This is a genomic window from Mycobacterium lehmannii, assembly GCF_001499925.1.
GTDB classification, from domain to species: Bacteria; Actinomycetota; Actinomycetes; order Mycobacteriales; family Mycobacteriaceae; genus Mycobacterium; species Mycobacterium lehmannii.
This window is the reverse complement of sequence record NZ_LQIR01000034.1, coordinates 242332-261175: the sequence shown is the minus strand read 5'-3', so window position 1 is coordinate 261175 and position 18844 is coordinate 242332. Positions and strand designations below refer to the sequence as shown.

The 18844-nt window shown below is 68.0% G+C and carries 19 protein-coding genes and 1 pseudogene; 8 read left to right on the top strand and 12 right to left on the bottom strand.

Annotated features, from left to right (window positions below):
* Nucleotides 1-9 precede the first annotated feature (9 nt).
* The 3 genes from AU192_RS18175 to AU192_RS18165 are packed head-to-tail and all read right to left on the bottom strand — an operon-like array spanning nucleotide 10 to nucleotide 2539.
* A complete protein-coding gene (locus tag AU192_RS18175; RefSeq protein WP_064398619.1) occupies nucleotides 10-642 on the bottom strand; it encodes a vitamin K epoxide reductase family protein in 633 nt (210 codons plus the stop codon).
* Nucleotides 639-1415 carry a DsbA family protein gene (locus AU192_RS18170; protein WP_064398617.1) on the bottom strand — a complete coding sequence of 259 codons (777 nt, stop codon included), beginning with the start codon at nucleotides 1413-1415 and terminating at the stop codon, nucleotides 639-641. The genes AU192_RS18175 and AU192_RS18170 overlap by 4 nt, the downstream gene beginning before the upstream one ends.
* A 35-nt stretch (nucleotides 1416-1450) precedes the next feature.
* On the bottom strand, nucleotides 1451-2539 hold the full coding sequence (locus tag AU192_RS18165; protein ID WP_064398613.1) for an alpha/beta hydrolase: 1089 nt from the start codon (nucleotides 2537-2539) through the stop codon (nucleotides 1451-1453).
* Between AU192_RS18165 and AU192_RS18160 the strand changes: the two genes are divergently transcribed.
* Nucleotides 2538-3368: an aldo/keto reductase gene (locus AU192_RS18160; protein ID WP_064398611.1), complete on the top strand. Its 831-nt coding sequence runs from the start codon at nucleotides 2538-2540 to the stop codon at nucleotides 3366-3368. The two genes, AU192_RS18165 and AU192_RS18160, sit on opposite strands and share 2 nt — an antisense overlap.
* A 5-nt stretch (nucleotides 3369-3373) precedes the next feature.
* Nucleotides 3374-4225, top strand: a complete 852-nt coding sequence (locus AU192_RS18155; RefSeq protein WP_064398610.1) for an aldo/keto reductase — start codon at nucleotides 3374-3376, stop codon at nucleotides 4223-4225.
* 13 nt (nucleotides 4226-4238) lie between these two features.
* Here the strand turns inward: AU192_RS18155 and AU192_RS18150 are convergent, their stop codons facing one another.
* The 3 genes from AU192_RS18150 to AU192_RS18140 are packed head-to-tail and all read right to left on the bottom strand — an operon-like array spanning nucleotide 4239 to nucleotide 8796.
* Entirely contained in the window at nucleotides 4239-4946 is a 708-nt protein-coding gene (locus AU192_RS18150) for an HNH endonuclease family protein (protein ID WP_064398608.1), read from the bottom strand.
* On the bottom strand, nucleotides 4943-7153 hold the full coding sequence (gene recG / locus AU192_RS18145; protein WP_064398606.1) for an ATP-dependent DNA helicase RecG: 2211 nt from the start codon (nucleotides 7151-7153) through the stop codon (nucleotides 4943-4945). Before recG ends, AU192_RS18150 begins: the two co-directional genes overlap by 4 nt.
* A gap of 2 nt (nucleotides 7154-7155) precedes the next feature.
* Nucleotides 7156-8796 (bottom strand): DAK2 domain-containing protein, encoded by a 1641-nt coding sequence (locus tag AU192_RS18140; protein WP_064398604.1) that lies wholly within the window; start codon nucleotides 8794-8796, stop codon nucleotides 7156-7158.
* Nucleotides 8797-9043: 247 nt separating this feature from the next.
* Between AU192_RS18140 and rpmB the strand changes: the two genes are divergently transcribed.
* Nucleotides 9044-9235, top strand: coding sequence for a 50S ribosomal protein L28 (rpmB, locus tag AU192_RS18135; protein WP_064398602.1), 192 nt, complete (start codon nucleotides 9044-9046; stop codon nucleotides 9233-9235).
* 43 nt (nucleotides 9236-9278) lie between these two features.
* Nucleotides 9279-9605, top strand: coding sequence for a hypothetical protein (locus AU192_RS25585; RefSeq protein ID WP_133147104.1), 327 nt, complete (start codon nucleotides 9279-9281; stop codon nucleotides 9603-9605).
* 2 nt (nucleotides 9606-9607) lie between these two features.
* On the opposite strand, the gene AU192_RS18125 is transcribed toward AU192_RS25585, so the two are convergent.
* From AU192_RS18125 to AU192_RS18115, 3 genes are read right to left on the bottom strand one after another with little or no spacing between them, the layout of a single operon-like run.
* A complete protein-coding gene (locus tag AU192_RS18125) occupies nucleotides 9608-10291 on the bottom strand; it encodes a uracil-DNA glycosylase (RefSeq protein ID WP_064398599.1) in 684 nt (227 codons plus the stop codon).
* Nucleotides 10288-10578: a DUF1330 domain-containing protein gene (locus AU192_RS18120; RefSeq protein WP_064398597.1), complete on the bottom strand. Its 291-nt coding sequence runs from the start codon at nucleotides 10576-10578 to the stop codon at nucleotides 10288-10290. The genes AU192_RS18125 and AU192_RS18120 overlap by 4 nt, the downstream gene beginning before the upstream one ends.
* A 15-nt stretch (nucleotides 10579-10593) precedes the next feature.
* Nucleotides 10594-11547 (bottom strand): thiamine-phosphate kinase, encoded by a 954-nt coding sequence (locus AU192_RS18115; protein WP_064398596.1) that lies wholly within the window; start codon nucleotides 11545-11547, stop codon nucleotides 10594-10596.
* A 119-nt stretch (nucleotides 11548-11666) separates the two neighbouring features.
* Here AU192_RS18115 and AU192_RS18110 point away from each other — a divergent pair, with 119 nt between their 5' ends.
* Both AU192_RS18110 and AU192_RS18105 read left to right on the top strand, forming a co-directional pair.
* Nucleotides 11667-11909 carry an Lrp/AsnC family transcriptional regulator gene (locus tag AU192_RS18110; protein ID WP_064398868.1) on the top strand — a complete coding sequence of 81 codons (243 nt, stop codon included), beginning with the start codon at nucleotides 11667-11669 and terminating at the stop codon, nucleotides 11907-11909.
* Between the two features lie 9 nt (nucleotides 11910-11918).
* A complete protein-coding gene (locus tag AU192_RS18105; protein WP_064398594.1) occupies nucleotides 11919-12485 on the top strand; it encodes a DUF3515 domain-containing protein in 567 nt (188 codons plus the stop codon).
* 29 nt (nucleotides 12486-12514) lie between these two features.
* Here AU192_RS18105 and AU192_RS18100 read toward each other — a convergent pair whose 3' ends face one another.
* From AU192_RS18100 to AU192_RS18090, 3 genes and pseudogenes are all read right to left on the bottom strand, one after another.
* On the bottom strand, nucleotides 12515-13669 hold the full coding sequence (locus AU192_RS18100) for a D-alanine--D-alanine ligase family protein (protein WP_064398592.1): 1155 nt from the start codon (nucleotides 13667-13669) through the stop codon (nucleotides 12515-12517).
* A gap of 62 nt (nucleotides 13670-13731) precedes the next feature.
* Nucleotides 13732-14836, bottom strand: a pseudogene (locus AU192_RS18095) (cystathionine gamma-lyase).
* Between the two features lie 3 nt (nucleotides 14837-14839).
* A complete protein-coding gene (locus AU192_RS18090; protein WP_120275701.1) occupies nucleotides 14840-15820 on the bottom strand; it encodes an NAD(P)H-dependent glycerol-3-phosphate dehydrogenase in 981 nt (326 codons plus the stop codon).
* 62 nt (nucleotides 15821-15882) lie between these two features.
* Here AU192_RS18090 and cofC point away from each other — a divergent pair, with 62 nt between their 5' ends.
* Both cofC and AU192_RS18080 read left to right on the top strand, forming a co-directional pair.
* A complete protein-coding gene (cofC, locus tag AU192_RS18085) occupies nucleotides 15883-16527 on the top strand; it encodes a 2-phospho-L-lactate guanylyltransferase (RefSeq protein WP_064398867.1) in 645 nt (214 codons plus the stop codon).
* 54 nt (nucleotides 16528-16581) lie between these two features.
* Complete coding sequence (locus tag AU192_RS18080; RefSeq protein WP_064398588.1) at nucleotides 16582-18771, top strand: RNA degradosome polyphosphate kinase; 2190 nt, start codon at nucleotides 16582-16584, stop codon at nucleotides 18769-18771.
* Nucleotides 18772-18844: the final 73 nt, after the last annotated feature.

Genomic DNA, 18844 nt, shown 5'->3' with positions numbered 1-18844 from the left:
CCGGGCGGATCAGACCAACGTGGACCAGTAGCTCCAGAAGCGCACGAGGATCAGCAGGAACAGGCCGGTGAACCACAACGTGACCAGAGACCATCGCCAGGTGTGCAGCACCCGCGTGACGGTGCTCCCGTGTTGGGGCTGCAGAGCGACGGCCGCAACGACCACCAACAGCGGGATGGTGACCGCCCACACCACCATGCAGTACGGGCACAGCGCGCCGATGCGGTAGAGGCTCTGATAGATGAGCCAGTGCACGAACGCAGCGCCCAGCAGCGTGCCCGTGGCCAGACCGGCCCAGTACCAGCGCGGCAACGCGACCCTCGCGAGCGCGAGCACACCGGTCACCACCACGATCGTGAACGAGATGATGCCGATCAAGGAGTTCGGGAATCCGAACGCGGACGCCTGCGGCGTGATCATCACCGAACCGCAGGACAGGACTGGATTGAAGCTGCACGACGGGGTGTACTCCGGATCGATCAGCAGCTCGACCTTCTCGACGGTCAGCGCGACCGCGGCGGCCAGCCCCAACACACCCGCGATGAGGATCCACACCGCGCTCGGACGACCCACCGACAGACCCGTCGGCTCATGAGCCGCGGGTTCGGACGGCTGGACGGCACCGGGAGCGGCGAGCGTCACGGCCTCGCCGGCTGGGTCGGATCGGCGTTGGGCGGCGGTGCACCGGCGTCCAGTGCGGGCACCTCGCCGACGATCTTCTCGATCTCGGCGATCAGCGCGTCGGGCGTCGACGGCGAATAATCCTCACCGTTGATCCGGATGGTCGGCGTCGAGTTGACCCCGCTCGCTTTGGCCAAACCCTTGACCATGTCGTTGTAGCGTCCACCGTTGATGCAGGCCGGCACCTCACCGGTCACGCCCGCTTGGCGGGCGATCTCGATCAGCCGGGCATTGTCGGGGAAGGGGCCCACACCCTCGGGCGGCTGTTGCGCGAACAAGGCGGCGTGGAAACGCCGGAAGGCTTCGGTGTCCGCGTCGGCCACGCAGTAGCCGGCGTTGGCGGCGCGGGTCGAGTAACCCTGGCCCGCCCGGTCGAGGATGGACACCATGTTGTAGTCCACGGCCGCAGCACCGCTGTCGATCAGTCGGTTGATCGTCGGGCCGAACTGCTTCTCGAAGTTCCCGCACGCCGGGCACAGGAAGTCCTCGTAGAGCGACACCACCGCTTTGGGCTCGGACGTGCCCTCCTGGGTGATCACGTTGCTCGACGCCACGCGGACCGCCCTGGTCTCGCCCTCACCGGGTTTGTCCTCTTTGGTCATCACGATGTAGAGCACCAACGCGACGGCGAAGATCACGACGATGGCGGTCAGGCCGATCTGCACAGCCCGGTTCCGCTTGCGGTCGGCCGCCTTCAGGTCGTAGCTCGGGGTCTTCTTGCGTTTCGTGGCCACGCAGGTAAGAGTACCGGCGCGATTTCGCCGCCCCGTCAGCCGCGGGCCAGATGCGCCCGCAGGGCCGAGATCACCTCGGCCATCGCGGTGGCGCTGTCACCGCCGAACGGGAAGAAGTTCGCAAAGCCGTGGATCAACGATCCGAACTCCCGGTGGTCGACGCGGACGCCGGCGGCCCGCATGGCCTCGGCGTACTGCCTGCCTTCATCGCGCAGCGGGTCGAAACCGGCGGTGACGATCAGCGCCGGCGCCAGGCCGGACAGATCGTCGGCCAGCAGCGGCGAGACCCGTGGGTCACCGGGATCGACTCCGCCGCTGAGGTATTTCTCGCGGAACCAGTCGATGTCGTCGCGGGTGAGGAAGTAGCCCTCGGAGAACAGCGCCTGCGACCTGGTCGTGTCGCGGTAGTTGACGACCGGATAGAGCAGGAACTGCAGGGCCGGCTGCGGCCCCTCGCCGCGGGCGCGGTGCGCGACGAGTGTGGCCTGGTTGCCGCCGGCGCTGTCACCACCCACGGCGACGCGCTCGGGGTCGGCGCCCAGTTCGGCGGCGTGCTCGCACGCCCACCGGAACGCGGCGTGGGCGTCGTCGGTGCCCGCGGGCGCGGGGTGCTCGGGGGCCAGGCGGTAGTCGACCGACAGCACGTGCATCTGTCCGCGGTGGCAGATCTCGCGGCACAGGTCGTCGTGGGAGTCGATGCTGCCGATGACCTGTCCACCGCCGTGGAAGAAGACCAGTAGGGCTCCCTCATCGTCGACGGGCCGGTAATGGCGTGCGCGGATGTCTCCGGCGGGTCCTGGGATCGAGAGATCGGTCACCGACGCGACGGGGATGTTCTGCTTGAAACCCGCGGCCAGCATTTCGAGTTGTCCGCGGGCTGCGGCTACGCCGTCAGCGTTGACCAGACCGTCGATGCCCGTGAGCTTTTGTCCGGCGAGCATCAACTGCAGCGTCGTGTCCAGCGTGTTGCCGTCGATGCTGACGGTGCGGCGTCCGAGCATGAGACGCTTGACGGCCCCGGGAATCCTCGGCAACGCGCGAAGGGTGACGCCCGCCGCGGTGTTGATCAGCGTCTCCTTACGGTTCGGCCGCCACCGGTCATGAGCTGGCAGACTTTGGGTCATGGCATCTCCCTCGATCACGTTGAACGACGGTAATTCGATTCCGCAGGTTGGACTCGGAGTTTGGCAGACCCCTCCGGAGGACACCGAACGCGCGGTCGCGACCGCGCTCGAAGCGGGTTACCGCCACATCGACACCGCCGCCGCGTACCAGAACGAACGCGAGGTCGGCCGAGCGCTTGAGAAATCGGGGCTGCCGCGCGATCAGGTCTTCGTCACCACCAAGCTGTGGAATTCCGAGCAAGGTTACGACAGCACGCTGAGTGCCTTCGACAAGAGCATGGGCAGGCTGGGGCTCGACTACCTCGATCTCTACCTCATCCACTGGCCGTTGCCGGCCAAGGGCGCGTTCGTCGACACCTTCAAGGCCTTCGCCCACCTGCGCGAGCAAGGCCGCATCCGGTCGATCGGGGTGAGCAACTTCGAGCCCGAACACCTGCGGGAACTCGTCGACGCCACCGGGATCGTGCCCGCGGTCAATCAGATCGAACTGCATCCGCTGCTGCAGCAGGAGGAGCTGCGCGAGGTGCATGCCCAGATGGGCATCGCGACCGAGGCCTGGAGTCCGCTCGGTCAGGGTTCACTGCTGTCGAACGACACCGTGGTCTCGGTCGCCGAAGCGCACGGCAAGACGCCGGCCCAGGTGTTGATTAGGTGGCATATGCAGCTCGGCAATATAGTCATCCCGAAGTCGGTGACCCCCGAGAGAATCGTGAGCAACTTCGACGTGTTCGATTTCGAGTTGAGCGAGCAGGACATGGCGTCCGTCTCGACGCTCGGCGACGGCACTCGGTTGGGCCCCGATCCGCGAACATTCGAATTCACGGGGTAGGTGAAATGACCGAATCGTCGGGCAATGCGGCTGCGGCTCCGACCGTCACGCTCAACGACGACCACACGATGCCGGTGTTCGGTCTCGGCGTCGGCGAGCTGTCGGAGTCCGAGACCGAGCAGGCGGTGCTGGCGGCGCTGTCCGCCGGGTACCGGCTGATCGACACCGCCGCGGCCTACGGCAACGAGGAAGCGGTCGGTCGGGCCATCAAGTCGTCCGGGGTGCCGCGCGACGAGATCTTCGTCACCACCAAGCTCGCCACCCCCGACCTGGGCTTCCAGTCGTCGCAGGACGCGCTCAAGGCCAGCCTCGGCAGGCTCGGGCTCGACTACGTCGACCTCTACCTGATCCACTGGCCCGCCGGCGAGCAGGGCAAGTACGTCGACAGCTGGGGCGGGTTGATGAAGCGCAAGGAGGTCGGCGACACCAAGTCGATCGGCGTCGCCAACTTCCACGCCGAGCACCTGTCGGACGTCATCGACCTGTCGTTCTTCACCCCGGCGGTCAACCAGATCGAGCTGCACCCGCTGCTCAACCAGGCGGAGTTGCGTGAGGTCAACGCCGGCTACGGCATCGTCACCCAGGCGTACGGACCGCTGGGCGTCGGGCAGCTGCTCGAGAACGAGGCGGTCACGTCGGTGGCACAGGCGCACGGCAAGACGCCCGCGCAGGTGTTGATCCGGTGGAGCATTCAGTTGGGCAACGCGGTCATCGCCCGGTCGTCGAAGGCGGAGCGGGTCACCTCGAACCTCGAGGTGTTCGACTTCGAGCTCACCGACGACGAAATGGGCTCGCTCAACGGGCTCGACGAGGGCAAGCGGTTCCGCCCGGACCCGGAAACCTACACCGGCACGTAGGCCTTAGAGGAACTCAACCCGTCGGGCAGGTGGCGGCGGCCTCGCGCAACGCGGTGGCCGACGGCGCGTCGATCGGCAGCCGGTATCCGCGCAGCACCGCGATGAACTGCATCGAGTACTGGCAGTGAAACGCCGCATTCGAAGGCATCCACGTCGCTGGCTCCTGGTCACCCTTTTCCTGGTTGGCGTTTCCGGCCACCGCGATGAGATTCGCCGGATCGTTGGCGAACCGGACGCGCAGGTCTTCCGGCCAGTTGCGCGCCCCGAGATCCCACGCCAGCGCCAACGGGACGATGTGGTCGATCTGCACCGCAGCGCCGGTCTTCTCGCCGCGGGTGAAGGCGACGACCGCGTTGGTGTACGGGTCGTGCAGCGTGCCCGTCGCGACGGCGTCGGGGCAGCGCCTGATCGACACGAACGTTTTGTCGTCGAGGTCGCGATTGAGGATGTCGTTGCGGGTGTCGCAGCCGTTGCGTCCGCCAGGGGCCGAGTTGTCGTCGGTCCAGCTGTCTCCGAAAGCCGCTCTGCGGTAGTCGTATCCGCGGACCCGCAGCGGTATGACGGGAATGCCCGCGAGCACGTCGACACCGGGCGCCACGGTCGGGATGTCGGCGCGCGCGATGAACTGTGCCCGGTCCCCCGCCGAGTTGACCGCCTGCGCGGCGACGATGACCGCGAGTACGACGATCGCGGTCAGCCACAGCAGATATCTGCGCTTCATGCCTTGTCCAGGAACTCGACGCGGTCGGTTTCGACGAACGGGGCCGCCAGCGCCGCCATACCCGGGTTGTCCGGATCGTTCTCGTACAGCCGCGCGCAGAAGTCGCGGGCCGTCAGGATGATGTCGAGGTGCTCCTGCAGCGACAGGAACCGGAGCGTGATCGCGCGCCCGGATTGGCTGAACCCCAACACATCTCCCTCCTGCCGCTCGTAGAGGTCGAGGTCGGCGAGCTTGAACCCGTCCAACGTCGATGCGACGGCGGTCAGCCGGGCGCCGGCCTTGGACCCCTGCGGGAGCTTGGTGACGAGCAGGCATAGGCTCGGATGCTGTCCGCGCCCGATGCGCCCGCGCAACTGGTGCAGCTGGCTGATGCCGAACCGGTCGGCGTCCATCACCACCATCACCGTCGCATTCGGCACGTCGACGCCGACTTCGATGACCGTCGTGCACACCAGCACGTCGATCTCGCCGGCGCGGAACGCGGCCATCACGGCGTCCTTCTCGTCGGAGGGCAACCTGCCGTGCATGAGCCCGAGCCGCAGCCCGGCCAGCGGGCCTCGGCTCAGCCGCGCGAACAACTCGACCACCGTGATCGGCGGCGGACCGCCCTCCTTGTCCTTGGCCGACTTGTCGTTCTCGTCGATCCGCGAGGCCACCACGTACGCCTGCCTGCCCTGGCTCACCTCTTCGGTGATGCGCTGCCACACACGGTCCAGCCAGCGTGGGTGCTCGCTGAGAAAGACGGTGTTTGTGGTGATCGGTTGTCTGCCACGCGGCAGCTCGCGCAGTGTCGAGGTCTCCAGGTCACCGTAATGAGTCAGCGCGACGGTACGCGGTATCGGCGTGGCCGTCATCACCAACAGATGAGGCGTGATACCCGCAGGGGCCTTGCTGCGCAACCGATCCCGTTGCTCCACGCCGAACCGGTGCTGCTCGTCGACGACCACCATGCCGAGGCGGTGGAACTCGACGGCGTCCTGCAAAAGGGCGTGGGTGCCGATGACGATGCCCGCCGCACCGCCGGCGACCTCGTCGCGTACCGCGCGTTTCTGTTGCGCTGTCATCGATCCGGTCAACAGCGCGATGCGGGTGGCACCGTCCATGCCACCGAGTTGACCCGCCAGGGCCAACGGGCCGAGAACGGCGCCGATTGAGCGGGCATGTTGTGCGGCAAGGACTTCCGTGGGTGCGAGCAGCGCGCACTGATAGCCGGCGTCGACCATCTGCAACATCGCCAGCACCGAGACGATCGTCTTGCCCGAACCGACCTCACCCTGCAGCATGCGGTTCATCGGTCGGGTGCTCTCCAGCTCGCCCGAGACGACGTCGAGCACTTCCTTCTGGCCGTCGGTCAATTCGAACGGCAACTGTTCGCACATGGCGGCGACGAGCCCGTCGTCGCGACGCTGCGCGACCGGACCCGACTCACTCAGGTCACCGTGGCGTCGGTTGACCAACGCCCATTGCAGGCCGATGGCCTCGTCGTACGTCAGCCGCCCGACCGCGGCGTCGCGTTCGGCCGATCTCTGTGCGGTGTGGATCGCGCGTAGCGCCTGGTCTTCGGTGATCAGACCGTGTTGTCGCAGAAAGGCTTTCGGTAGCGGTTCGGTGATCGGGTCCAGCACGTCGAGCACCTGACGCACGCAGGCGTAGATCTCCCAGGTCTGCACCTTCTTGTTGGCCGGGTAGATCGGAAAGAAGTCGCGTTCGAAGGCGGCCAGCAGGTCCTCGCCGGTGGCCCCCGAGGCCTCGGCGATCGCCTTGAGCGACTTGGATCCTCGCACGCCGCCGGTCTCGTGCAACACCAGGAACGCCGGATGGGTCAGCTGCATGACGCCGTTGAAGTAGCCGACCTCCCCCGACAGCATCACCTTTGCACCCTCGACCAACTGCTTCTTGAGGTACTTGACGTTGAAGAACGTCGCGGTCACCTTCGGCTTCCGGTGCCCGAGGGTGACGACGAGATATTCGCGCTGGGGCTGCCGGTTCGTCCGCCTCAGCTCGGCTTTGGTGATGACGTCGACGAACGTGACGTGAACGCCCTCCTCGAGTTCCTCACCCTCGCCGACCGTCGTCATCTCGTCGCTGTACTTGCGGGGATAGTGACGCAGCAGATCGTTGACCGTGTGGATGCCGAAGTGCTCGGCGAGCGGGTCCGCGGCCTTCTTGCCGAGCACAAAGTCGAGACGGTCGGACAGGGTCGCCACGGCTATTCCACCCCGATCAGCAAGGCGTCGCCGCGGTGGCCGGTGTGGTAGGTCACCAGTTCGACGCCGGGATGCCGGTCGTGCACGTGCTCGGAGAGCGCGCCGGCGACACCCTCGTCGACCCCGGCGCCGGTGAGGACCGTGACGAGTTCACCGCCGGCGGCCAGCAACAGGTCGATCAGCCCCGCTCCCGCCGCGGCCAGATCGTCGCCGACGATCAGCACTTCGTCGCCGGAGATGCCGAGACCGTCGCCCGGCTTGCACATCCCCGCCCAGGTGAGGGCTTCCTCGGTAGCGATCCGCACCGACCCGTGCCGCGCGCCCGCGGCAGCCCTGGCCATGGTGTAGCCGTCGTCGACGGCCTGGCGGGCGTCGTCGTGGACCGCCAGCGCCGCCAGCCCTTGAACCATGGACGCCGTGGGTACCGGCACCACGTCGAGGCCCCAGCCCATCGCGGCTGTGCACCCGGCGACCAGTTCCTCGGCCGCGACATATCCGTTCGGCAGGATCATCGCCTGGCCCGCGTCGGCGTTGACCAGTGCGTGCAGCAGTCGTTTGGCGCTGACCGGCGCGTCGCCCTCGAGCCGCAGCACGTGGGCGCCCTCGGCCGCGAACAACTCTTCGGCCCCCGTCCCGTCGACGACGGCGAGCACCGTCCGTCCGTGCGACCACGCCCTCACCGGGCGGGCATCGGGGGTGCCGCTGAGAGCGGTGATCTGGATGCGGCTTGTGGTGCCCACCGCGAGTCCGGCCTCGACGGCGGCACCGGCGTCGTCGGCGTGCACATGCACCGAGTAATGGCCGCTGCCGTCCGACGGGGCGGCGATGGCCACCGAGTCGCCCAGCCCGTCGAGGTCGTTGCGCAGTTTCTCCACCCCTGCCGGATCGCAGCCGCTGAGCAGGTACATCACCTCGAACTGCGGAGCCGCGACGACGCGGTTGGCACCGTTGTCGGTATGCGGTGGCGGCGCCGGAATGTACTCCGTCCTGCGCGGAGCACTGCCGGTCAGCGTGGTGCTCATCGCGTCCAGCAGTACCAGCAGGCCGCGCCCTCCGGCGTCGACCACGCCGGCGCGGGCCAGCACGTCGAGTTGGCCGGTGGTCTTCTCCAGCGACTGCGCTGCCGCGTCTGCGGCCCCGCACACGACCTCGGGCAGCTCGGCGCCATCGGTCGAGGCCTGCTCGGCGGCCTCGGCCGCGGCCTGGAGCACTGTGACGATGGTGCCCGGCACGGCCTCGCCCATCGCCCGGATCACCAACACCACGGCGTGGTGCAGCGCCGCGGCGAACAGCGGCCCGTCCACCCGGTCGAGACCACGGTGCAGATCGGCCGACGCTTCTGCGGTTACCTCGGCCAGCGCGCGCAGTATCTGGGACAGGATCACGCCCGAGTTGCCCCGCGCCCCGTGGACGGCGCCGCGTGCCAGCGCCGCCGCGACTTCGGCGACGTCGAAGGCGCCGGCCAGCGCATCGGCTTGCGCCCACGCCGAACGCATGGTGAACAGCATGTTCGTGCCGGTGTCGGCGTCGGCGACCGGGAACACGTTGAGTCGGTTGATCTCGTCGGCATGGGTGATGAGGTCACCGACCGCGGTGTGCGACCACTTCTGCAGCATGGGGGCATCGAGCAGTCGAGCCGACATGCCTAACCTCCGCAGAAATGTGACGCTCCACGCACCCCGCCGTGCGGTCAGCCTAGCGATTGGACCTGACAGCCTCGGCACAACGTTCTCGCCGGTCGGTAGGCTGGGCCAGGCTCGCGCGCAGCGCGGGGCGGTGTTTTTGGCGTTCGCCGCGGCTGCCGGTATCCTGGTCAGGTTGTCGGGTCGAGCCGCGCCGGTCGCGGTGCCGCGACCCGGACCCCACGTACTGATCTGAGGAGTTCTGCATATGGCTGCCGTGTGCGATATCTGCGGGAAGGGACCCGGCTTCGGCAAGTCGGTCTCGCACTCCCATCGCCGGACCAGCCGTCGCTGGGATCCCAACATCCAGACCGTGCGCGCCGCCCGCCCCGGCGGCAACAAGCAGCGCATGAACGTGTGCACGTCGTGCATCAAGGCCGGAAAGGTCTCGCGCGGCTGACACGCCGCGATTGCCGCTACAAGAGACCGGGTAGCCGTGCTGCATGACCTCTCGTGCAGCTACAAGATCCACCCTGACCGCGCTGGCGTCCGGATGTGCGCTGGCCTTGTTGACCGCGTGCGGCGGCGGTGATTCCGCCGGCGACGAGACCACCACCACTACTACGTCGACGACATCGCCGACCACGTCGGTGGAAGTGACGGTGGAGACGAGCGCGCCGGAGACCACCCCGGCGTCGCCGGAATCGCCGGCCACCACCACCGAAGGGAACGGCACCGTCGAGGTTCCGGTGCCCGATGTCCCGTCACCGCCGGCGATTCCGTCTCCTCCGCCGATTCCCTCGCCGCCGCCGATTCCGGGAGTCGGATAACCCTAGGGCAGCCGCCAGTCGATCGGCTCGGCGCCCATCTTCTCGAGCAGTTCGTTCGCGCGGCTGAACGGTCGCGAGCCGAAGAAGCCCCGCGACGCCGACAGCGGCGACGGGTGCGGAGACTCGATCGCCACGCAGTCGGCGCCGTCCAGCATCGGTTTCAGCGTCGACGCGTCGCGACCCCATAGCACCGCGACCAACGGCTGCCGGCGCGCGACCAGCGCGCGAATCGCGCACTCGGTCACCGCTTCCCAGCCCTTACCGCGGTGCGACGCAGGTGTGCCCGGTCGAACGGTGAGCACCCTGTTGAGCAGCATCACCCCGCGTTCGGCCCATGGCGTCAGGTCGCCGGTGGACGGGGCGGGGTGGCCGAGGTCGCTTCCATACTCCTTGAAGATGTTCTCCAGGCTGCGCGGCAGCGGCCGCACCTCGGGCGCCACCGAGAAACTGAGGCCGACGGCGTGACCGGGCGTCGGGTATGGGTCCTGTCCGACGATCAGTACCCGCACCCTGTCCATCGGAAAGGTGAACGCGCGCAACACGTTCTGACCCGCGGGCAGATATCCGTTTCCGGTGGCCAGTTCGGCGCGGAGAAACTCGCCCATCTGCGCGACCTGACCCGCGACCGGTTCCAGAGCCGTGGCCCAGCCCTGCTCGACGAGCTCGTGCAGCGGCCGCGCCGTCATGCCAAGCCCTCGATCAGCAACACCACCGAATCAGCGCCGGCCCGGCGGTCCTTCGAGATCTCCTGATACTCGGTCGAGTTCGCCCAGTCCCAAAACGAAGGCTCATCGGGAAACGACATCAACACGACCTTCTCGCGGTCCGACTCGCCCTCCAGAATCTGCGGAGAGTCATCAGCCGCGAGCAGCGTCCCCGAATACCGGTCGAAGACCTCCATGAAACGGGCTTGGTAGCGGTCATAGGCCGCACGGTCCGTGAACCTCAGCTGGGCGATGGCGTACACGGTCACGAGTCGACACCCTAACTAGTCGAACGACTGCCACCCGGCATTCCCCTGCCAGGCCGCGCCGTCGACCGACACTCGCTCCGGGCCCTCCTGCACGCAACCGATCTCCCTCCACCCGGACGGTGGCGCTCCCGGGAACGTCGCGACCAGCGCATGGTCCTCGCCACCGCCGAGGATCCACGCCCACGCGTCGGCGCCGACCGCTTCGGCCGCGCCGGCGAGCACGTCGCGGTCCGCGGTCAATGCCGCAGTGGACAGGTCGATGCCCACGCCGGACGCCTCGGCGATGTGGCCTAGGTCGGCCAGCAGTCCGTCGGACACGTCGGTCATCGCGGTCGCGCCGTTTTCGGCGGCGATGCGGCCCTGTCCATAAGGGGGCCGCGGCGCGACATGGCAGCTACGCAATTCGTCGAATCGTCGAATATCATTGCGCCACAATTCGAATCCGGCGGCTGAGCAACCGATGTCACCGGCGATGGCCACCACGTCGCCGGGTCGTGCCCCGCCGCGGCGCACCGGCTCGCGGCCGTCGAGATCACCGAGCGCCGTCACCGAGATCACCCACCGCGGCGCGCTGACGAGGTCACCGCCGACGATGCCCGCGCCCATCGACTCGGCCTCGCGCCACATGCCGTCGGCAAGCTGCAGCGCCTGGGCGGCCGGCGTATCCGAGGGCGCCCCGAATGCGACGACGAAGGCGGTCGCGCGTGCGCCCATCGCCTCGATGTCGGCGGCGTTCTGCGCGATCGCCTTGCGCCCCACGTCATGCGGGGTCGACCAGTCCAACCGAAAGTGACGCTCGGCCACCAGCATGTCGGTGCTCACGACCGTCTTACCGTCGGGCGCGAACAGCACCGCGGCGTCGTCACCGGGCCCCAGCGCGACGGCGTCCGGTTGGCGGCGCCCGGCCACCAAGCGGCGGATCACCGCGAACTCGCCCACTTGCGCCAGGGTTTCGGCGTCGTACGCCATGTCACCTCCCGTCGCGGCCGCACCTTGTCCATTCCGTGCCGGCCTGAACACCGGCCGCACCTGCGGTACGTTAAGCGCCTGCGGCGTGGAGTCTATGCAGCGATGTGGAGGAACAGCGGGTGGTGGAGGCTTTCATGCTGATTCAGACCGAGGTGGGCCGCGCCGAGGTCGTCGCCAAACAACTCGCCGCGCTTCCCGGGGTGGTGTCCGCCGAGTACGTGACGGGACCGTACGACGTGGTTGTGCGCGTGGGCGCCGACACCTTGGCCGATCTGAAAGCCACCGTGGTTCCCAATGTTCAGCAGGTGACCGGTATCACCCGCACGCTGACCTGTCCGATCGCCAACGGGGCGCCTCTCTAGAGTTGGACGGTGGCTTCACAGACCGGTGACGGGCCGCCGCGGGCGCTGCTGATCGCCGCGCTGGTAGTGGCGGTGGCGGCGGTCGTGGCGGTTCTGGTGATCGCCGCGCTGCGCCAGAACCCCGAGGAGCAACAGGCGGTGCCGTTGGTGCCGGTGCCCGCCCCGCAGGCCACGAGCGCCGAATGCGCCGACCTGATCGCCCGACTGCCGGACAAGCTCGGCGATCACGCCCGCGCACCGTTGGCCGATCCCGCGCCCGCCGGTGCGGCAGCGTGGCGGGCCGCAGGTCAGGGCGAACCGATCGTGCTGCGCTGCGGGGTGGAACGGCCAACGGAATTCGTCGTCGGTGCGCCGGTGCAGGTGGTGGACGACGTGCAGTGGTTCCGGGTGGGTGAGGCCGGCGTCGATGACGCGGGCGCCGAACAGGCGCGCAGCACGTGGTACGCCGTCGACCGCGGCGTGTACGTCGCCCTGACCCTGCCGCAGGGCACCGGCCCGACGCCGATTCAGCTGCTGTCCACGGTCATCGCCGATTCGCTTCCGGCCAAGCCCGTCGCTCCCGCGCCGGTGCGTTGATGCTGCGCTGGGGCCGCAGGTAGCGCCCGTCAGCGCAGACCGGTGCCGCGTTTGAGTGCGGTTTCGACCATCGTGGCCAGCAGGGTCGGGTAGTCGACGCCGCTGGCCGCCCACATCTGCGGGTACATCGAGATGGTGGTGAACCCCGGCATGGTGTTGAGCTCGTTGATCACGGGCCCGTCATCGGTGAGGAAGAAGTCGACGCGGGCCAGCCCCTGACAGTCGATCGCGTTGAAGGCCTGAATCGAGAGCCGTCGCACCGCCTCGGCAACGTCGTCGTCGACTTTGGCGGGGACGTCGAGTTCGGCGGCGTCCTCGAGGTATTTCGTCGCGAAGTCGTAGAAGCCGTCCTCGCGGCCGCGTACGCCTGCGACCCGGATCTCGCCGAGCGCGCTGGCCTCGATCCGGCCGTCGGGGAATTCGAGCACGCCGCACTCGAGTTCGCGCCCGGGCACCGCGGCTTCGACGATCACCTTCGGATCGTGGCGGCGGGCCTGTTCGATCGCCGACGGCAGCTGATCCCACGCCGTGACCCGGCTGACGCCGATCGACGACCCCCCGCGCGCCGGCTTCACGAAGACGGGCAGGCCGAGCCGCTCGCGAGCCTCGAAAGCCAAGGTGTCCTGGCGGGGCCGCAGCACTTCGTGATCGCCGATCGGCAGCCCCGCGGCGCCCAGCAGCTTCTTGGTGAACTCCTTGTCCATGCCCACCGCACTGGCCAGGACACCCGCTCCGACATAGGGCACCCCCGCCAACTCGAGCAGCCCCTGAATCGTGCCGTCTTCGCCGTACGGACCGTGCAGAACCGGGAAGACCACGTCGACCGCCGCCAGCATCTCCCCCGCCCCCTGACCCAGCGACAGCAGTTGGCCGCCGCGGCCCGGATCGGCGGCCAGGGCCAATTCGGTACCCGACGCGGCGGTCACCTCCGGAAGTCGGCCGTCGGTGATCGCAAGGCTGTCCGGCTGCGCGTCGGTCAACATCCAGGCCCCTTCCGGGGTGATGCCGACGGCGACGACTTCGAACCGCTGCGGATCGAGGTTGCGCAGGATGCTGCCTGCGGATACGCAGGAGATCGCGTGCTCGGAGCTGCGTCCGCCGTAGACGACGGCAACCCGGACGCGTCCGGTGCTCCTGTCCGATGTCGCCGGCCGGGCGGCTCCGGACTCATGGCGGGCAGTCACAACCTAGAGAGGCTACCGCCCGCTTCGGCGGCCGGTCGTCCGGCGATGCCCCGGTGGCGGTGTCAGCCCAGCGCCTGCTCGATGTCGGCGATCAGGTCGTCGGTGTCCTCGATCCCCAGCGAGATGCGCGCGAACCCGTCGCTGACGTCGTCGCCCCAGCGGGCGCGGCGATCCACCGACGTGTGGATTCCGCCGAAACTGGTCGATGCGATCAGCAGCACGCTGCGCTCGACGAGGCTGTGCACAGCCTCAGCGTCGGCCAACTCCACGGCGATCAGGCCGCCGAACCGTTTCATCTGCGCGCACGCAATGCGGTGCGACGGATCATCGGGCAGACCGGGATAGCGCACGGCGCGGACGGCGGGGTGGGCGTGCAGCGCCACCGCGAGCGCCGCCGCGTTGTGGCACTGCCGTTCGAAGCGCAGGCCGGCGGTGCCCAAGCTGCGCATCAGCAGCCACGCTTCGAAGGCGCCGAGGATGGCACCGGAGTGGAGTCGTTCGCGCTCCACCTCGGCCATCAGGTCGGTGTGCGCGCTCGCGACATAACCGGCGAGCAGATCGCTGTGGCCAGACAACGCCTTGGTCGCACTCGCGACGACCACGTCGGCGCCCAGCGAAAGCGGTTGCTGACCGAAGGGGGTGGCGGTGGTGTTGTCGACGACGAGCGTGGCGCCTCGGCTACGGCACTGCAGCGCGAGCCGGTGCAGATCCACCACATCCAGGCCCGGATTGGCCGGGCTCTCGGCCAGCACGACGTCCGCGTCCGCCGATGCCGCACACATCTCTTTCGGTGGCGGCCTGGACCACCATAACCCCTTGCTCGGCAAGGTATTCGGACGCGTACCGGCGGACCTGATAGTAGCCGTCGGCGGGCACGACAAGCTTATGTCCCGGCTTGGCGAGCACCCGCAGGACGGACGTGATCGCGGCCATCCCCGATCCGAAGGCCAGCGCGGACGGGGCGCCCTCCAGTTGCGCGAGCGCCGACTCGAGGTGGCGCCAGGTCGGATTCGAGCTCCGCCCATAGGAGTCCGGCACGTCCGACGGATCGGACGACAGGTGGAAGGTGGACGCCGGAACCGGTGACGGCGCCACGGCCTTCCCCGGAACAGCTTCTGAGGCAACGGATTTGACGCTGCGAGTGGAGTCGCCGTACTGACCGTCCACCGGTCACTCCGGTTTCGTGCTGCGTCCGAGCAACAGGACGACGGCCTCGTCGACCGACAGACCCCTGTGGCAGACCCGGAATACGGCGTCGGTCAGCGGCATCTCGACGTCGTAGCTCTCGGCCAGCGCCAGCACCGATTGGCACGACGCGACACCTTCGGCGACGTGGCCACCGGTGGCGAGCATCGCCGATTCCATTGTGCCGCCCTGGCCCAGGCGCAGCCCGAACGTGCGGTTACGCGACTGCCCGGATGTGCACGTCGCGACGAGGTCACCGACCCCGGCCAAGCCCGCGAGGGTCGCGGGCTTGGCGCCCAACGCGATTCCCAACCGCATGATCTCGGCCAGCCCACGGGTGATGATCGCCGCGGCGGTGTTCTCCCCCAGCCCGACCCCGGCCGCCATACCGGACGCGAGCGCGATGACGTTCTTGCACGCACCACCGACTTCGGCGCCGATGACATCGGCATTGGTGTAAGGCCGGAAGTACGCCGTCGAAAGCGCCCGTTGCAATGCGACGGCCCTTCCGGAGTCACTGCAGGCGACCACGGTGGCCGCCGGTTGCTCATCGGCGATCTCGCTGGCGAGGTTCGGACCGGAGACCACCGCCACGCGTGCCGGGTCGGCACCGGTCACCTGGATGATCACCTGGCTCATGCGCATGAGCGTGTCGAGTTCGATGCCCTTGGCCAGGCTCACCAACGTCACTTCGTCGTCGATCAGCCCCGACCACCGTTCGAGATTGGCCCGAAGCGTCTGTGCGGGCACCGCGAACAGCACCGTGCATGCGTCGTTCAGCGCCTCGGCCGCATCGCTGGTCGCCCTGATGGTCTTGGGCAGTTCGATGTCACCGAGATATCCGGAGTTGCGACGGGTGTCGTTGATCTCGTCGGCGACTTCTTGGTGACGTGCCCACAGCGTCACCTCGTTGCCCGCATCGGCAAGGACCTTCGCCAGTGCACTCCCCCACGCACCGGCCCCCATCACCGCCGCCTCGACCACGCCTTCAGCGTAACCCCCACCGGACTGCTGGCAGGATGACGCACATGAGCGGGTCACCGGATGCCGAGATCGCATTGGTGATCGCCGTAAAGCGCCTGGCCGCGGCCAAGACCCGGTTGGCCCCCGTCTTTTCCGCAACCACCCGCGAGAAGGTCGTACTGGCGATGCTGATCGATACGATCACCGCCGCGTCGGCGGTTTCGGCCATCGGCTCGGTCACGGTGGTCACACCGGACGAAGTCGCCGCCGAGGCCGCGGGTCAACTCGGCGCGCGGGTGCTCACCGACCCGACCCCCGACAACCACCCCGACCCGCTGAACAACGCGATCGCCGCCGCCGAAGCCGAAGTCCGTCATGAGACACCGAACGTCGCTGTGTTGCAAGGTGATCTGCCCGCATTGCAGGCCCATGAGCTGACCGCGGCCGTCGCAGCGTCCCGAAAACACCCCCGCAGCTTCGTCGGCGACCGCCACGGCACCGGTACGTCGGCGTTGTTCGCGTTCGGGGTCGCCTTGAACCCGCAATTCGGCGCCGACTCCGCTCAACGCCACCGGCGTTCCGGCGCGCTCGAGCTCACCGGTGCGTGGCCGGGACTGCGCTGCGACATCGACACACCCGACGACCTGCTGGTGGCGCGTGGGCTCGGCGTCGGCGCGGCGACGACGGCGGCCATCACCGATCCGAGATGAACCGTTCAACTGCGCGCTGGCACGAAGACCGTTGGATAGGGGATCATCGCAGGCATGACGAAAGCCGGGATCGAGGTTCGCGACAGCGACGGCGAACCGCCGTCGCCGAGCATCCGAACGTTGCCGTCGGACTCCGGTAACTCGGCGCCGGAAGCCCCTCCCGCGGCGACCGCCCCCACCGTCGAGAACGCGCTGCCCGAAGACCGCTACCTGAACCGCGAGCTCAGTTGGCTCGACTTCAACTCCCGGGTACTGGCATTGGCCGCCGATACCTCGCTGCCGCTGCTGGAACGGGCGAAGTTCCTTGCGATCTTCGCCTCGAATCTCGATGAGTTCTACATGGTCCGCGTCGCCGGACTGAAACGCCGCGACGAAATGGGGCTGTCGGTGCGCTCCGCCGACGGGCTCTCACCACGTGAACAGTTGCGTCGGATCAACGAGCGAACCCAGCACCTCGCCGACCGGCACGCGCACGTATTCCTCGATTCGGTGCGCCCCGCGCTGGCCGACGAAGGCATCGTGATCGTCACGTGGGCCGAACTCGACGAGGCCGAACGCGCACGGTTGTCCACGTACTTCCACGAGCAGGTATTCCCGGTGCTGACGCCGCTCGCCGTCGATCCGGCCCACCCGTTCCCTTTCGTGAGTGGCCTGAGCCTGAACTTGGCGATCACCGTCAAACATCCCGACGACGGTGGGCAGCACTTCGCCCGAGTCAAAGTGCCCGACAACGTAGAACGGTTCGTCGAACTGGCCGCCCGCGAAAGCGATGCCAGCATCGTTCGCTTCCTGCCGATGGAGGAACTGATCGCGGCGTTCCTTCATGTCCTGTTCCCCGGGCTGGAGATCGTCGAGCACCACGCGTTCCGCATCACGCGCAACGCCGATTTTGAGGTCGAGGAGGACCGCGACGAGGACCTGCTGCAGGCCCTCGAACGGGAACTTGCGCGGCGCCGATTCGGTTCCCCGGTCCGGTTGGAAGTCTCCGACGACATGACCGAGAGCATGCTCGAGTTGCTGTTGCGCGAACTCGACGTCGCGCCGGGAGATGTCATCGAGGTGCCCGGGTTGCTCGATTTGTCCTCGCTGTGGCAGATCTACGGCCTCGATCGCCCTGCACTCAAAGACCGGCCGTTCGTGCCTGCCACCCCACCGGCGTTCGGCGAGCGCGAGACTCCCAAGAGCATCTTCTCGACGCTGCGCGACGGCGACGTGCTGGTGCACCACCCGTACGACTCCTTCTCCACCACCGTGCAGCGGTTCATCGAACAGGCCGCGGCAGACCCCAACGTGTTGGCGATCAAGCAGACCCTGTACCGCACCTCCGGCGACTCGCCAATCGTCAACGCGCTCATCGACGCTGCGGCTGCGGGTAAGCAGGTCGTCGCGCTCGTCGAGATCAAGGCCCGGTTCGACGAGCAGGCCAACATCAAGTGGGCACGTGCGCTCGAGCGTGCGGGCGTGCACGTCGTGTACGGGCTCATCGGACTCAAGACTCACTGCAAGACGTGTCTGGTGGTGCGCAGGGAGGGCTCGCTGATCCGGCGCTACTGCCACATCGGCACCGGCAACTACAACCCCAAAACCGCGCGGCTGTATGAGGACATCGGGCTGCTGACGGCCGCGCCCGACATCGGCGCGGATCTCACCGATCTGTTCAACTCGCTGACGGGCTACTCGCGCAAGGACTCCTACCGCAACCTTCTCGTCGCCCCTCAGGGGGTCCGCCGGGGCATCATCGAGCGCATCGAACGGGAGATCGTCGCCACCCGCGACGGTGCCGAGGGGCGGATCAGGCTGAAAGCCAACGCGTTGGTGGACGAGCAGGTCATCGATGCGCTGTACCGCGCGTCGCAGGCCGGTGTGCGGGTCGAGGTGGTGGTCCGGGGTATCTGCGCGCTACGACCCCATGCCCCTGGATATTCGGACAACATCGCCGTCCGCTCGATCCTCGGCCGGTTCCTCGAACACTCGCGGATCATTCACTTCCGCGCGATCGACGAGTTCTGGATCGGCAGCGCCGACATGATGCACCGCAATCTGGACCGGCGTGTCGAAGTGATGGCCGAAGTCAAGGATCCGCGGCTCAAGGCGCAACTGCACGACATCTTCGAATCGGCGATGGATCCCTCGACCCGGTGTTGGGAGTTGGGCGTCGACGGTAAGTGGACGGCGTCACCGCAGGAGGGCCACACGGTCCGCGACCACCAGGTCTCGTTGATGGAACGCCACCGGCAACCATGACGGGCCTCCTCAACGTCAGGGACTTTCAGCACTGTCGTCGTGGGCCGCGGGTGCCCAGAATGATCTGCAGGAG